At 61.3% G+C, this 13,402-nt stretch carries 17 protein-coding genes and 1 tRNA gene; 6 read left to right on the top strand and 12 right to left on the bottom strand.

All coding sequences use genetic code 11. The features are described from left to right. Window position 1: 1 nt before the first annotated feature. On the bottom strand, window positions 2-742 hold the full coding sequence (locus H147_RS0101820; protein WP_019953626.1) for an RNA methyltransferase: 741 nt from the start codon (window positions 740-742) through the stop codon (window positions 2-4). Window positions 743-867: 125 nt separating this feature from the next. Here H147_RS0101820 and H147_RS0101815 point away from each other — a divergent pair, with 125 nt between their 5' ends. Continuing rightward, window positions 868-1,494, top strand: a complete 627-nt coding sequence (locus H147_RS0101815; RefSeq protein ID WP_019953625.1) for a thiamine phosphate synthase — start codon at window positions 868-870, stop codon at window positions 1,492-1,494. 64 nt (window positions 1,495-1,558) lie between these two features. On the opposite strand, the gene olsA is transcribed toward H147_RS0101815, so the two are convergent. The 3 genes from olsA to H147_RS0101800 form a co-directional block, all read right to left on the bottom strand. Beyond that, window positions 1,559-2,377 (bottom strand): lyso-ornithine lipid O-acyltransferase, encoded by an 819-nt coding sequence (gene olsA / locus H147_RS0101810; RefSeq protein WP_019953624.1) that lies wholly within the window; start codon window positions 2,375-2,377, stop codon window positions 1,559-1,561. Next, entirely contained in the window at window positions 2,370-3,185 is an 816-nt protein-coding gene (olsB, locus tag H147_RS0101805) for an L-ornithine N(alpha)-acyltransferase (RefSeq protein ID WP_019953623.1), read from the bottom strand. Before olsB ends, olsA begins: the two co-directional genes overlap by 8 nt. Before the next feature lie 92 nt (window positions 3,186-3,277). Next, a complete protein-coding gene (locus H147_RS0101800; protein ID WP_019953622.1) occupies window positions 3,278-3,460 on the bottom strand; it encodes a DUF3553 domain-containing protein in 183 nt (60 codons plus the stop codon). Window positions 3,461-3,489: 29 nt separating this feature from the next. Between H147_RS0101800 and H147_RS0101795 the strand changes: the two genes are divergently transcribed. Further along, the gene (locus H147_RS0101795; protein ID WP_019953621.1) at window positions 3,490-4,080 is read left to right on the top strand and encodes a histidine phosphotransferase family protein; all 591 of its coding nucleotides are present in this window, start codon (window positions 3,490-3,492) and stop codon (window positions 4,078-4,080) included. Window positions 4,081-4,167: 87 nt separating this feature from the next. On the opposite strand, the gene H147_RS0101790 is transcribed toward H147_RS0101795, so the two are convergent. The 6 genes from H147_RS0101790 to H147_RS0101765 all read right to left on the bottom strand — a co-directional run bounded on the left by H147_RS0101790 (window position 4,168) and on the right by H147_RS0101765 (window position 9,231). Beyond that, a complete protein-coding gene (locus H147_RS0101790) occupies window positions 4,168-5,424 on the bottom strand; it encodes a glutamate-5-semialdehyde dehydrogenase (protein WP_019953620.1) in 1,257 nt (418 codons plus the stop codon). Between the two features lie 9 nt (window positions 5,425-5,433). Continuing rightward, window positions 5,434-6,540 (bottom strand): glutamate 5-kinase, encoded by a 1,107-nt coding sequence (gene proB / locus H147_RS0101785; RefSeq protein WP_019953619.1) that lies wholly within the window; start codon window positions 6,538-6,540, stop codon window positions 5,434-5,436. Next, window positions 6,528-7,571 carry a GTPase ObgE gene (obgE, locus tag H147_RS0101780; RefSeq protein WP_019953618.1) on the bottom strand — a complete coding sequence of 348 codons (1,044 nt, stop codon included), beginning with the start codon at window positions 7,569-7,571 and terminating at the stop codon, window positions 6,528-6,530. The genes proB and obgE overlap by 13 nt, the downstream gene beginning before the upstream one ends. Before the next feature lie 73 nt (window positions 7,572-7,644). Continuing rightward, window positions 7,645-8,187, bottom strand: a complete 543-nt coding sequence (locus H147_RS0101775; protein ID WP_019953617.1) for a GNAT family N-acetyltransferase — start codon at window positions 8,185-8,187, stop codon at window positions 7,645-7,647. Between the two features lie 124 nt (window positions 8,188-8,311). Further along, complete coding sequence (rpmA, locus tag H147_RS0101770; protein WP_026352164.1) at window positions 8,312-8,581, bottom strand: 50S ribosomal protein L27; 270 nt, start codon at window positions 8,579-8,581, stop codon at window positions 8,312-8,314. Between the two features lie 11 nt (window positions 8,582-8,592). Further along, on the bottom strand, window positions 8,593-9,231 hold the full coding sequence (locus tag H147_RS0101765) for a 50S ribosomal protein L21 (RefSeq protein WP_019953615.1): 639 nt from the start codon (window positions 9,229-9,231) through the stop codon (window positions 8,593-8,595). A gap of 178 nt (window positions 9,232-9,409) precedes the next feature. Here H147_RS0101765 and H147_RS0101760 point away from each other — a divergent pair, with 178 nt between their 5' ends. Next, window positions 9,410-9,745: a hypothetical protein gene (locus H147_RS0101760; RefSeq protein WP_019953614.1), complete on the top strand. Its 336-nt coding sequence runs from the start codon at window positions 9,410-9,412 to the stop codon at window positions 9,743-9,745. Here H147_RS0101760 and H147_RS0101755 read toward each other — a convergent pair. Further along, window positions 9,742-10,149: a hypothetical protein gene (locus H147_RS0101755; protein ID WP_019953613.1), complete on the bottom strand. Its 408-nt coding sequence runs from the start codon at window positions 10,147-10,149 to the stop codon at window positions 9,742-9,744. The two genes, H147_RS0101760 and H147_RS0101755, sit on opposite strands and share 4 nt — an antisense overlap. Before the next feature lie 65 nt (window positions 10,150-10,214). After that, a complete protein-coding gene (locus H147_RS0101750; protein WP_019953612.1) occupies window positions 10,215-11,039 on the bottom strand; it encodes a DUF2059 domain-containing protein in 825 nt (274 codons plus the stop codon). Between the two features lie 135 nt (window positions 11,040-11,174). Here H147_RS0101750 and H147_RS0101745 point away from each other — a divergent pair. From H147_RS0101745 to H147_RS0101730, 3 genes are all read left to right on the top strand, one after another. Then, window positions 11,175-11,264 (top strand) — tRNA-Ser (locus H147_RS0101745). A 946-nt stretch (window positions 11,265-12,210) separates the two neighbouring features. After that, window positions 12,211-12,369: a hypothetical protein gene (locus H147_RS20895; RefSeq protein WP_019953610.1), complete on the top strand. Its 159-nt coding sequence runs from the start codon at window positions 12,211-12,213 to the stop codon at window positions 12,367-12,369. A gap of 221 nt (window positions 12,370-12,590) precedes the next feature. Next, window positions 12,591-13,157 (top strand): recombinase family protein, encoded by a 567-nt coding sequence (locus H147_RS0101730; RefSeq protein WP_019953609.1) that lies wholly within the window; start codon window positions 12,591-12,593, stop codon window positions 13,155-13,157. The last annotated feature ends 245 nt before the right edge of the window (window positions 13,158-13,402 follow it).

Here is a 13,402-nt window from a genome sequence, read left to right as displayed (position 1 = left end):
CCTAACCGCGGTCCTTCCAGCGCACCATCTGGCGCAGGATGCCGTGCAGCATCTGCACATCCGCCCGCGTCAGCGGCATCCGCGACCACAGGTTGCGCAGGTTCATCTGCATATTCGGAGCCTTGTCGGCGGGGAAAAAGAACCCCGCCTCGTCAAGCCGGTCCTGATAATGGTCGGCCAGTTTCTCGATCTCGATCTGGGTGGCCCAATCGCCGGGCGCATCATGGCGCAGGGGCACGACCTCGGTCGCGACCCGCCGCCATTCATAGCCCAGCAACAGCACGCATTGCGCAAGGTTCAGTGATGGAAAATCGGGGTTCACCGGCACGGAGATGATGGCATTGGCGCGCGCGATATCGTCGTTTTCCATGCCCGCGCGTTCGGGGCCGAACATGACGGCGACCTTGCCGCCTGCGGTGATGCGCGCACGGGCGTCCTGCATCGCGGCCTCGGGCGACAGGACCGGCTTGGTCAAGCCACGCGGCCGCGCGGTCGTGGCATAGACGAAATCGCAATCGGCAATCGCGGCGGCGGTATCCGCGAACAGCTGCGCTTCGTCGAGCAGACGGCCCGCCCCGCTTGCCATGGCGACGGCGCGCTGGTTGGGCCAGCCGTCGCGGGGGGCGATCACGCGCATCCGGTCCAGCCCGAAATTCCACATGCCGCGCGCGGCGGCCCCGATGTTTTCGCCCATCTGCGGACGGATCAGGACAAAGGCAGGCTGCGGGGTCGTCACGGGCATCGGGGATCCTTGGCTGAAACTGCGCCCTGTTACGCCGCACCCCGCGCCAAGGCAAGCAAGGCATGGCCAAAGCCTGCGATCCCCGCTAGAGACGGGCGAACCTTTCCCAGACCGGACCAAGCCAGATGTCGGACGCCGCAGACACACCGCAAATCTACCTGATCACACCGACGGATTTTGATCTGATGACCTTTCCCGACCGGCTGGCCGCCTGTCTGGACAGCACCGAAATCGGTTGCGTCCGGCTGGCGCTTGCGACCAAGGACGACAGCAAGATCGCGCGCGCGGCTGATGCTTTGCGCGCCGTCACCCATGCCCGCGACGTCGCGCTGGTGATCGAAAGCCATGTGCTGATGGTCGACAGGCTGGGGCTGGACGGGGTGCACCTGCTCGATGCGGCGCGGTCGGTGAAAAAGATCCGCAAGGATCTGGGCGATGACGCCATCGTCGGGGCATTCTGCGGCAATTCGCGCCATGACGGCATGACCGCGGGTGAACTTGGGGCCGATTACATCAGCTTTGGCCCCGTGGGCGCCTCCGGCTTGGGCGATGGCCGCACCGCCGATCTGGAGCTTTTCGCCTGGTGGTCGGAAATGATCGAAGTTCCGGTCGTCGCCGAAGGCGCGCTGGACGAAAACCTGATCCGGCAACTCACGCCACATACCGATTTCTTCGGTATCGGCGATGAAATCTGGCGCGAGGACGACGCAGCGAAAGCACTTGGATCGCTCCTGAAGGCGATGACCTCTTAAAGACTTCTTATTTCCAAAAATACTCATCTTGTCCCGGATGAAATCCGGGAACGGGGCAGCGCCCCTAGCCTGCCAGCCCCGCGCGCACCCGCTCCTCCAAGGCACGCGCCAGCGCCTTGCGGTCGGTGAAATCCCGCACTTGCACCGGCGGGTGATAGATCACGGTCACGCCGCCTTGACGCCGCGCGGCCAAAGTGCCGAGCAAATGCGGCCCGAACCCCATGTCACCCCACCAGCCATAGAACCGCAGGTCAGCCCCCGCAGGCGCGTGGTATCTGATCGTGACCGGCTGCACCGCGAGATTGCCGCGCAAGGCAGGGTCAAAAAAGGCCGCAAACAGCGTCGGCTTGAAAGGCAGCACCTGCAGACCGTCGGTCGATGTGCCTTCGGGAAAAAACAGCAGCTTGTGACCCGCTTGCAGCCGATCACGGAACAATACGATCTGGTCCAGCGTATCGCGCCGGTCGCGGCGGATGAACACGGTGCCCGTCGCGCGCGCCAGCCAGCCGATCCCCGGCCAGCCCGCGACTTCGGATTTCGACACGAAATAGATCCGCTTGCGGGCATTGAGCGCGAATATGTCCAGCCAGCTTGCATGATTGGCGACGACGGCACCGGCGCCGCGCATCGGTGTGCCTTGCGCGCGATACCCGATGCCCAACAGCACAAAGGCCGCGCGACACACGGCCTGCGTTATATAGGGCGTGACCGGACGTCGCAGGCCGCAAAGCGGACGTTCGATCAGACGGATCAGCAGCAGCACCGACAAACCGCCAAAGACCAGCAAGCCAAGCGGCAGCCCGCGCCGCAGCACACGCCACCAGCCGCCTGCGCCAAGCGGTGCATGCACCGGTGGGTGATCGCTGTACCAGGTCTCAGCCATGCGACAACGGCCTTTTGTAGATCTGATGGTGCCGCGTGCTGACACAGGATGTGGGCAGGATCAGGCAGACATCGGTGGTGTTGAACGCGTGGTCGACAAAGACGCCCTGCCCCACAACGCCGCCGATCCGCAGGTAGGCCTTGATCAGGGCCGGCGTCTCGCGCATCGCCGCAACCCGGTCGATCCTGTCCAGCGCAAGCGGCGTGAAGCTTTGCGCACCCGGTCCGATCGCCGCGACCTGAAACGGGGGGGGCGCCGCATGGCGATGAAACAGCAGGCTGAGCGGGGCCGCCAGACGCGCCAGGTCGGTGCCATGAAACGACGCGACCCCGAACAGGACGTCGATCTTGTTGACGGCAACGTAGTCTGCAAGCGCCTGCCACAGATGCATCATCGCGATACCGCCGCGATAGGCCGGGTGCAGGCAGGACCGCCCGAGTTCCAGCAGTCTGTAGCCGGATGTTTTCAGCCGTGTCAGGTCATATTCGTTTTCGCAATAATATTGCCCGGCCGCCGCCGCGGCCGCCGCGTCCAGCAGGCGGTAGACACCGACAACCTGATCCGCCTGCGGGCGGGACAGGTCCCGCAGGATCAGATGGGTGGCATGGACGTCGAAGATATCCTGTTCCAGACCTGCACGATGGTCCACCATCGGCCCGTCGCCGCCCAATTCGGCCACGAACACCTGATAGCGCAGCCGTTGCGCCGCCAGAACATCGGCACGGCTCTGTGCGATCGACACCGCAAACTGCGGGCCGGGCCGTGCCCCGATGGACAGATCGCGTGTCTCTTCGTGCATCTTGTTCATTAAGAAATGATTAACTTTTTGACGGTCATACTTGGTCAGTCTCGCAAAGCAAACGGTTGACACAAATTTTAATTCGACTACTCAAGGTTGCACTAAGTGCATGTAATGAGTTCCAAGAGAATGTGGTTTCCATCAATGACGACCTTGCCGGCCTCTCTGAAGTTTACCGTGATCCGGCCAGCGATACTGGACTGCACCTGCCCGATACCCCAGTCAGGCTGCGCCGGATGGCGCACCAGCATCCCGGGTTCGAGGATGGCGTTTATTCCCGACATTACAGTTTCCCCTCAATGGAGCCTACCTCATGCAGCCTGATCTTGCCACTCTTGTCGGCTCGCGGATATGCCATGACCTTATCAGCCCAATCGGCGCCATCGGCAATGGCCTCGAATTGCTCTCGTTGACCGATGGCGATCAGGGCGCGGAGATGGACCTTATTTCCGATTCCGTGCAGAACGCCAATGCGCGCATCCGATTTTACCGCATCGCCTATGGTGCCGCCAGTGCCGATCAGATGCTGAACAGTACCGAGGTATTGTCGTTCATATCCGTTCTGGCACGCGGTGGCAGGTTTACCTATTTCTGGCAGGTGGCCGAGGATCGCCCCCGCCGCGAGGTCCGCTGCGCGCTGTTGCTGCTGCAATGTTTCGAGGCGGCGATGCCGGTGGGCGGGGACATCCACGTGCAATTCATCGATGAACGCTGGGTGCTGAGCGCGGAAAGCCTCCGCTTCAAGATCGAGCCGGATCTGTGGGACCGGCTGGCCGAGGGTGACACGGCGTTTGCCTATTCGGCCGCACAGGTCCAGTTCGCGCTTTTGCCGGGCCTTCTGGCCGAGGCGGGCCGAAGCCTGAAGATCAAGATGAGCAGTGACCGGATCGTGGTGACGTTCTGACAAATCGCAAAGGGGCGCTGCCCCTCGCCCCGGATCAAGTCCGGGGCTCACCCCGGAGTGCTTTTGGAAAAAAGAAGCCGGGGGCGGTCAGGCGCGCACGGCGCCATTGCCGGTGACAAGGTATTTGAAGCTGGTCAGCTGTTCGGCCCCAACCGGCCCGCGCGCATGCATCTTGCCGGTGGCGATGCCGATTTCCGCACCCATCCCGAATTCGCCGCCATCGGCGAACTGGGTCGACGCGTTATGCATCAGGATCGCGCTGTCGAGCTGGGCAAAGAAATGCGCGGCGGCCTGTGCGTCTTCGGTGATGATCGCATCGGTGTGGTTCGACCCATAGCGGCGGATATGGGCGATGGCTTCGTCCACGCCGTCGACTAGTTTGGCCGCACAGATCATGTCGAGGAATTCGCGACCGAAATCATCAGGCTGCGCCTTGGTTGTGCCCTTGATCTTTGCCAGATCGCCATCGGCGCGTACCTCGACCCCGGCTTTGAGCAGCGCGTCGACCAGCATGGGCCCGTGCTGGGTATAGAACCGCCAGTCGATCAGCAGGCATTCCATGGCACCACAGATACCCGTGCGGCGGGTTTTCGCGTTCAGCACGATGTCCAGCGCCATGGCGGGGTCGGCGGTGGCACCGACATAGATGTGGCAGATGCCTTCGAGATGGGCAAAGACCGGCACCCGCGCCTCGCGCTGGACAAGCCCCACCAGCCCCTTGCCGCCGCGCGGCACGATCACGTCGATATGGTCGGTGGCGGTCAGCATCGCGGACACGGCCGCACGGTCGCGGGTGGGCACAAGCTGGATCGCTGTGGCGGGCAGGCCCGCCTGTTGCAGGCCCGTTTGCAGGCATTTGTGGATCGCGGTGGAGGAATGGAAACTTTCCGACCCGCCCCGCAGGATCACCGCATTGCCCGATTGCAGGCACAGCGCGCCAGCGTCGGCGGTGACGTTGGGGCGGCTTTCATAGATCACGCCGACCACGCCCAAAGGCGTGCGCACGCGGCGGATATTGAGGCCCGTGGGCATGTCCCATTCTGCGATGACCTCTCCCACAGGATCATGTTGTGCCGCAACATTGCGCAGCCCTTCGGCCATCGCCCGGATGCGCGGTTCGGTCAGGATCAGGCGGTCCATCATCGCGGGGCTCAGACCCTTTTGCTCGCCGTAGACCTGATCTTCGGCATTGGCGTCGAGGATCTCCAGGATGTTGTCGCAGATCGCATCGGCAGCCCCGATCAGCGCGGCATATTTGCGTTCCGATCCGGCGGTGGCCAGCACGGTCGCGGCGGCGCGGGCATCGGCGCCGATTTGTGCCATCAGGGCGGGAATATCAGTCATGTTCTGTCCTTACAGCACCATATCGTCGCGATGCACCAAAGCGGCGCGGCCTTCGTACCCCAGGATCGCCGCAATCTCGGTCGAGCGGCGGCCCATGATCTGGCGGGCCTCGGCACTGGTATAGCGGGTCAGGCCCTGCCCCAGATGCACGCCCGCTGAATCGGCGATCGTGATGACCTCGCCACGTCCGAAACTGCCGATGATCCCCGTCACGCCCGCAGGCAGCAGGCTTTTGCCGGAAAGCAGCGCCTTGCCCGCCCCGTCATCCACCGTGACCGTGCCGCGCGGCTTCATCGCGGCGATCCAGCGTTTGCGTGCGGCCTGCGGATCGACCTGTGCGGTGAACCATGTGCTGCGCGCGCCCTGCGCCAGTGCCGCCAGCGGGTGCAGGTCTGTGCCAAGGGCGATGGCCATCGCACAGCCGCCTTCGGTCGCGATTTTCGCGGCGATGATTTTCGTGATCATCCCGCCTTTGGACAGGGTTGATCCGACATCGCCGGCCATGCCTTCGATCTCGGTGGTGATTTTATCCACGATGGCAAGGTGTTGCGCGGTGCTGTCAATCTTGGGGTTGCCGGTGTAAAGCCCGTCGACATCCGACAACAGCACCAGTTGATCCGCCCCGATGGTCACGGCGACCTGTGCGGCAAGCCGGTCATTGTCGCCATAGCGGATTTCATCGGTGGCGATTGTGTCGTTTTCGTTGACGATGGGCACGACGCCGAAGCCGAGCATGGTTTCCATGGTGGCCCGGCTGTTGAGATACCGGCGGCGGTCCTGCGAATCCTCAAGCGTGACCAGGACTTGGCCCGCGATGATGCCATGCGGGGCGAGCGCCTGTTCATAGGCGCGGGCCAGCCTGATCTGGCCCACGGCGGCGGCGGCCTGTGACTGTTCCAGCGCGAGCGCGGCCTGCGGCAGACCCAGGACACCGCGCCCCAAAGCGATAGAGCCGGAAGAGACAAGGATCACATCCGCCCCGCGCGCCTTGATCTGCGCCACATCGGCGGCCAGCGAGGTCAGCCAGTCCTGCCGCAAAGCGCCTGTGGCGGCATCGACCAGCAAGGCCGAGCCGATCTTGACGACCAGCCGTTTGGCGTCGCTTAAGGTTGCCATTCGGGGTCATCCGTGGCGGCGTCTGCGGTGCGGTGGCGCAGGCGGTTGTCGTCGATCTCGGCGCGCAAGGCGCGCAGCACGTCGGTGATCCCTTCGCGGCTGACGCCGGACATCAGCATCACGGGGCCGACGGCGACCTCGGCCAGTTCGTCGCGCAGAAAGGCGCGTTCTTCGTCATCAAGCGCGTCGATCTTGTTCAACACGGTGATCCGCGGCTTGTCGGCCAGATCGCCGCCATATTGTTCCAGCTCGTGGATGATCGTCACCAGATCGCCTGCCGGATCGCCGGACGTTCCGTCGATCAGGTGCAGCAAAACAGCGCAGCGTTCGACATGGCCAAGGAACATATCGCCAAGGCCGCGCCCCTCGCTGGCGCCTGCGATCAGACCGGGAATGTCGGCGACCACGAATTCCACATCATCCACACCGACGACGCCGAGGTTGGGGACCAACGTGGTAAACGGATAATCCGCCACCTTGGGGCGCGCGTTGGAAGTTGCCGCCAGAAAGGTGGATTTGCCCGCGTTCGGCATGCCCAACAGGCCCACATCTGCGATCAGTTTCAACCGCAGCCAGATCGTGCGCTCGATCGCCTCTTGCCCCGGGTTGGCACGGCGGGGGGCCTGATTGGTGGCAGATTTGAAATGCAGGTTGCCCCAGCCGCCATTGCCGCCTTTGGCGATGATGACGCGCTGGCCGATCTCGGTCAGGTCGGCGATGACGGTTTCTTCATCCTCGTCGATGATCTCGGTGCCGACGGGGACGCGCAGGACCTTGTCATCGCCATCCTTGCCGGTGCGCTGGCTGCCCATGCCATGCTGGCCGTTGCCCGCAAAAAAGTGCTGCTGATAGCGGAAATCGATAAGTGTGTTCAGCCCGTCGACAGCCTCGACGATGACATCGCCGCCATTGCCACCATCGCCGCCGTCAGGCCCGCCGTATTCGATGAACTTTTCGCGGCGGAAGGAAATACAGCCCGCTCCCCCGGCACCGGACCGGATATAGACCTTGGCAAGATCGAGAAACTTCATAGGTTCGGGCTTTCTGGGCTGTTCAGCGCAGGCGATAGTCTATTGTGCCGCGCTTCTCAAGCCACAGGCCGGATCACACGCCGGTTTTCAGCGTATAGGTCCATGTCGGGACGGTCGCCCCGCGCGAGACGGAGAAAGCCTCTGCGTCGCCCAGATAGTCGAAACCGCAATTGGTCAGGACGCGGGCGGAGCCGGGATTGTCCTGGAACACCTCGGCGAAGATGCGTTCGGACTGGTGCGGGTTCGCGGCGATCAGGGCGCGGACGGCCTCGGACGCGTAGCCCGTGTTCCAGAAGGCCGGCGCGATCCAGTAGAAGATTTCCGATTGCGCGCGGTCCATCCGTTCAAGGCTGATCAGCCCCAACGCTTCGGCATGGCCATTGGCGGACCCGTCGATGATCCAGACATCCTCGGTCCGGTCGGGACGCAGGGCGCGTTCGATCATGGCCTCGACCGTGCCGGGGGGCAAGGGATGGGGCACGGAGCGTGTACCGCGCGCGATGCGGTCGTCGCTGGCATACATGGCAATCAGCCCTGCATCCGATTTGCGGCACGGGCGCAGGATGAAACGATCCGATTGAATCGTCTGCTGCACGGCGATTTCCTCATGGATCATGCTTTCCCTCCTCGAAAACAAGCCAGTTTGGCGCTGTCTAGACCGACATGGTGGCGATTTTGTGAATAAAAAAGGGGACCGGTGAAAACCGATCCCCCCAAATGTCGCCTTTGAGATTTTCGGTTTACTCTGCGGCCTCCGCCACAGGGAGAACCGAAATAAAGGTGCGGCCTTTCAGGCCCTTGTGAAACTTCACGGCACCTTCGGCTGTTGCAAAGATCGTATGATCCTTGCCCATGCCGACGCCCATGCCTGGCCACATCTTTGTGCCGCGCTGGCGCATGATGATGTTGCCGGGGATGACGGCTTCGCCGCCGAATTTCTTCACACCAAGACGACGACCCGCAGAGTCGCGTCCGTTACGGGATGAACCGCCTGCTTTTTTATGTGCCATCTCGTCTCTCCTTAAGCTTTGGACAGCTCGGCTGCTTGCGCAACCCAGCCTTCACGTTCGATGCGGCCTTTGAACGACAGCTTTTCGTCGAAGGCAGCGATGTCTTCTTCGGTCCAGGCTGCGATCTGCGCGAAAGACGTCACGCCCGCATCATGCAATTTCTTTTCGAGCGCCGGGCCGACGCCCGACAGCTTTTTCAGGTCGTCGCCACCGGCTGGCGCTGCGGCGGCTTTGGGCGCTGCGGCTTTCTTGGGCTTGGCGATGCCTTTGGGGTTCACGCGGGGCGTGATTTCCATCTTGATGCCCGCACCGGACACTGCGGCCATGACACCGGATTTGTCGGCACCTGTTTCGAGAATGTCGGCGATCCGGACCAGCGTCAGTTGCTGACGGTGGCCTTTCTTGCGCTGGCTGCCGTGCTTACGACGGCGCTTGACGTAGTTGATGGTCTTTTCGCCCTTGATCTGGTCGATCACCTCGGCCTGCACGCCTGCGCCTGCCACCAAGGGAGCACCAACAGTCGAGCCGACCATCAGAATCTCGTTGAACTGGATCTTGTCGCCGGCTTTTGCTGCCAGCTTTTCGACGCGCAGAACGTCGCCAGAGGCGACCTTGTACTGCTTGCCGCCGGTTTTGAGAACCGCAAACATATGTTATTCCTTCATTTTCCGCGTCGCTGAGGCCCCGGGATAATCCGGCGTTTGGTGCCTGTGGACTGCGCGCCCGTAGGCGTCATTTCGCACAAATCCCGACAAGACCCTTGCCGAGATGGCGGCTTATCAATCCAATGCCCTTGTAAGTCAAGCCAAAAGAAGGTGGAAAACCCCCATGCGCCCTGCCCTGATCCTGCCGCTCATCCTCGCTGCTTGTACCACGGACCTCGCCAATCCCGGAGTGCCCGTATTCACGCCACTGACCGCCATCACCGACCCCGGCTATGCGCAAAAGCGCGGGCAGGTCGAGATCATCGTCAAGTCAAACTTTGACGCCATCCGCCGCGATATCGACGCGGGCGGTGGGCCTGTGCTGACGGCGGCGATGGATGCGGCCGGTGTGCCGCTGCAAGACCGCCCAACGCGCGTGATCCAGTTGCAATCGGACATGGGGCTTTACGATGTCAACCCCGGCGCGCTGGTCACGGCGCTGATGGTGTTCGGCGGCTAAAAGCTGCCGACTGTGCTGTCGCGGAACGCCACCAGATCCCAGAACGCCTTGGACCGCGAAATGTCATCCGCCAGATCGGTCGGCACGCCGCGCGCGATCATCCGGTTGTACAGGTCCTGCGGAAAGCCGGGCGATACGGATGGCACGCTGACCATCGGGTTGATGTCGGTGGGGCGTGCTGCGGCATCCGCCGGGCAGCCACGGGTCGGGTCGCCATTGGCGCGGCGGCCATCGGCCTGGAGTTTCTGCACGGCCGCGAAATAGATCGCGCATTCGTTGAACACCAGCCGTTCCTGACGCGGATCGCCCGTCGGCAGGGCGGGATCGACCGACACCAGCGGCGCCTGTCCGCCACATCCAGCCAGAAGTCCAAGAACGAGTGCGGCAGTCAGTTTCAGTTGCAAAGTCCTGTTCCCTCTTGTTGATCAGGCCGCACCATACCGCGTTTCACCCCGATGCCAAGACCCGGTCACAGGTCCTGACTGATGATAAAGCCAGAAGCCGCCGTCCCCAGATCGCGCGACACCCGCATGAACATCTGATCGAAGGCGGTGAACAATGCCGCCGTCAGGGCGCGCCCTTCCGGCGTCTGGCTGAAGGTGGTCAGTTCGACCAGTTCGGCATCGCTCAGCGGAGCGTAGGCCAGCAGCAGAAAGGCATAGAGCCATTCGGTCGTGCTGGCGCGGATGTCAGGTTCCTGCGCCCACACATCGGCGAGCAGATCGTTGGCGGTGACACCCGGCAAGGTGGCGCCCCCCGACACCAGCGCATCGACGAAAGCATAGTTGGAATTCAGCCCACCCACGACATTGGCCTCGATCAGGTCGTTGGCGGTGATGAAATCGGTGATCAGCTGGTAACGGGGCGTATCCGCCTGCGCCTCCTCGGCCGCAAAGGCCTTGCTGGCCGCATCGAGCGTGGGATCAAGCATCGCCTCGCGTGCACCGACCTCGAGCGTGACGATCCGCTCGCCCAAATCGGACCGATAGAATGCCAGCATCGGCGCCACGTCATCGTCCTGCAGGGCGGTCACGAATGCCGCGCGCATCTCGGCGACCATCTTGTCTGTGTCATAGATCCGCGACACATGCGCGGCCCAGCGGGGCGTCATGCCCGACGGGAACATATCCTGCGCGACCGTCTCGCCGTAGGCCATCCCTTCATCGCGCATCACGGCGACGATTTCAGGCAGGCCGACCGCGTCGAACAGGGCATCGGCCCCGTCGTCCTGGGCAAAAACGGCCCCGGTCAGTGTTACCGAGGCGGCAAGCGACAAGAAAAAACGGCGCAGCATGTGGGATCCTTTCGGTCTTGGGCAGTGTCATCATCGTCAAACACGATTTTTGGCGCCTTGCCCATGCAATTCTCGGTGACCACGTTTTTGCCCCTTGCGTCGGCGCGCGCGGCACATTATCCCGCCTCCCATCGCGGAGAGGTGCCGGAGTGGTCGAACGGGGCGGTCTCGAAAACCGTTGTGGGTGCAAGCCCACCCAGGGTTCGAATCCCTGTCTCTCCGCCAGCATTCATTTATTGATGTATTTCAATGGCTTACGGCAAATCATTGACCACCTTTGACCAGCCTTATTGACCAAGTCCTGACAGGTCTTGAAGCCTTGGGCGCACCGCTAAGGAGATCGCTGCGGAGATCGGTGAGGAACTGATCAAGGTGGAGAACAGTGATGCAATCAATCATGGGGAGAACATAGCGATTGACGGGTGGCTGGAATACGGGGAAGCCCTGAACGCTGGCCGCAGGTTGTTCCCAAGCGACGAGCAGTTTGGTCAGTGGGTTCGTGTGTCGCAACTTGAGACACACAGTCGGGATGATAGAGCAGCAGCCATGTGGGGCGCTGAGAACAAGCACCTTATCGGCGACCTCATGGGGAAGTACCCCCGCGTTCGAACCCTGCGCGGACTGCATGCCAAATGGAAGCAGCCTGAACCCGTGCAGGAACTCCGAGCGGCTACCCTCAACGACCTCCGAAAGGTGGAGCGTTTGCGGGCGTTGCGTGACGTGCTGCCTATCTTCGAATGTGATCATAAGGGTCACCGTATGACCGATCACCGTCACCTAGAAACATGAGAACGGTTGGTATACCTAGAATCAACAAGACCATAAGAGCCAGTTTTACCTTGTCGATTATCTGTTCTCTATTCATTCGCGGTGACTCCCTTCGTTCTGGCCCCAGTATCAAATGATAGTTTTGGCGATATTGTGGCAAACGAGCAGCGGAACCCAATTAGGAAGGCATTTTATTTTCACCGCAAAAATCCGACACCCCATGATATATATAGAGGACACAGGTTTCCCCCGTGGGGTAGCCCTAAGAAGAACTTAGCTCCACCTGCGGGAATGCTTCATTAGTGCAGCAAAAACAATGTCTTGACGGTTTTCCTTCCAGTGGCCATGAAGGGGAAGAGGCGATGCATTGTGCCCGCCTTCACATCAACTCAAGGACACCGTCATGCACCTTCTATCATTCCGCCTTCGTTCGACCGAGATCACCGTGACACGGGAAGCCACACCGATTGGATTTGCCATTGATCGCAGCATCTTGGGTGAGACGTTCATCCACCTGCCATTCATCAGCGTTGCCTTTATCGACCAGCGCCCGCTCAGGTGAACTCCAATCGGATTGGTGTTCTGATGGTGGTCTGTTGGTGGCACCGAACCATGCACCCTATGACCGTGCATTTTGCATGGGGGGCAGCATCGAAGGTTTCCCATAGGGCTTAGTCTTGTGGGAAACTCGAAGGGGGTCTGAATGCTTCCCATATAAATGGTCTTGACGTTTTGGGAATAACTTCCCATAACCTTTGAGAACCTAATTGGAAGGAATGACCCTTGATCATCGGATATGCCCGCACATCGACCACAGACCAGAAGGCAGGCCTTGAGGCGCAGCATCGTGAACTGAACAAGGCAGGATGTCAGAAGATATTCTCGGAGGAAGTGTCCTCAGTAGACAAGGCTGCTAGGAAGGAACTTGAAGCTGCCCTTGAGTTTGCCCGCGATGGTGATGTGGTGGTGGTCACCAAGTTGGACCGCTTGGCCCGCTCGGTTGCACACCTTCTACAACTGGTTGAAACCATCGAGACCAAAGGGGCCTCTCTCCGCATCCTTGATCTGGCCATTGATACCGCGACACCTACAGGGCGGCTCATGCTGACCATGATCGGGGGCATTGCTCAGTTTGAGCGAGAGATCATGCTGGAGAGGCAACGCGAAGGTATCGCGAAGGCCAAGGCAGACGGACGCTACAAGGGCCGGAAAGCAACGGCGGTCGCGAAGACTGACGACATCAAGAAGCTGGCCAGTGAAGGCATGAAGCCCCTGCAGATCGCGAAGGAACTAGGCGTGGGCAAGTCCAGCGTCTACCGCATCCTCAACGGGGGAACATTGGCAAACTGATATTCATGCGGAACAAATATAGAACATTAACACCCATACTAGCACTAAACAGGCGAACCTGAGCGGCCCTGCGATGATCTTGGAATGGCTCACGGCGCAGCGCCAAGCGATGACGGTTCACCTTCTAATGCTGTTGATTGTCACTGAGAACTGACCCGGCAGCAGCAGAAATTGTCATCGAGAATTGACCCATGTGCAACCTTACCCCGGCTTGAATCAGCTGGGAGCACTTGGAGTGATAGACA

It is taken from the genome of Yoonia vestfoldensis DSM 16212, assembly GCF_000382265.1.
Lineage (GTDB): Bacteria > Pseudomonadota > Alphaproteobacteria > Rhodobacterales > Rhodobacteraceae > Yoonia > Yoonia vestfoldensis.
The sequence above is the reverse complement of the archived record's forward strand: the minus strand, read 5'-3'. Positions and strand labels throughout refer to the sequence as shown.

Coding starts and splice junctions, on each gene's coding strand:
- H147_RS0101820 (WP_019953626.1), bottom strand. CDS start 742: ATGCCCGTGACGACCCCGCAGCCTGCCTTTGTCCTGATCCGTCCGCAG.
- H147_RS0101815 (WP_019953625.1), top strand. CDS start 868: ATGTCGGACGCCGCAGACACACCGCAAATCTACCTGATCACACCGACG.
- olsA (WP_019953624.1), bottom strand. CDS start 2,377: ATGGCTGAGACCTGGTACAGCGATCACCCACCGGTGCATGCACCGCTT.
- olsB (WP_019953623.1), bottom strand. CDS start 3,185: ATGAACAAGATGCACGAAGAGACACGCGATCTGTCCATCGGGGCACGG.
- H147_RS0101800 (WP_019953622.1), bottom strand. CDS start 3,460: ATGTCGGGAATAAACGCCATCCTCGAACCCGGGATGCTGGTGCGCCAT.
- H147_RS0101795 (WP_019953621.1), top strand. CDS start 3,490: ATGCAGCCTGATCTTGCCACTCTTGTCGGCTCGCGGATATGCCATGAC.
- H147_RS0101790 (WP_019953620.1), bottom strand. CDS start 5,424: ATGACTGATATTCCCGCCCTGATGGCACAAATCGGCGCCGATGCCCGC.
- proB (WP_019953619.1), bottom strand. CDS start 6,540: ATGGCAACCTTAAGCGACGCCAAACGGCTGGTCGTCAAGATCGGCTCG.
- obgE (WP_019953618.1), bottom strand. CDS start 7,571: ATGAAGTTTCTCGATCTTGCCAAGGTCTATATCCGGTCCGGTGCCGGG.
- H147_RS0101775 (WP_019953617.1), bottom strand. CDS start 8,187: ATGATCCATGAGGAAATCGCCGTGCAGCAGACGATTCAATCGGATCGT.
- rpmA (WP_026352164.1), bottom strand. CDS start 8,581: ATGGCACATAAAAAAGCAGGCGGTTCATCCCGTAACGGACGCGACTCT.
- H147_RS0101765 (WP_019953615.1), bottom strand. CDS start 9,231: ATGTTTGCGGTTCTCAAAACCGGCGGCAAGCAGTACAAGGTCGCCTCT.
- H147_RS0101760 (WP_019953614.1), top strand. CDS start 9,410: ATGCGCCCTGCCCTGATCCTGCCGCTCATCCTCGCTGCTTGTACCACG.
- H147_RS0101750 (WP_019953612.1), bottom strand. CDS start 11,039: ATGCTGCGCCGTTTTTTCTTGTCGCTTGCCGCCTCGGTAACACTGACC.
- H147_RS20895 (WP_019953610.1), top strand. CDS start 12,211: ATGCACCTTCTATCATTCCGCCTTCGTTCGACCGAGATCACCGTGACA.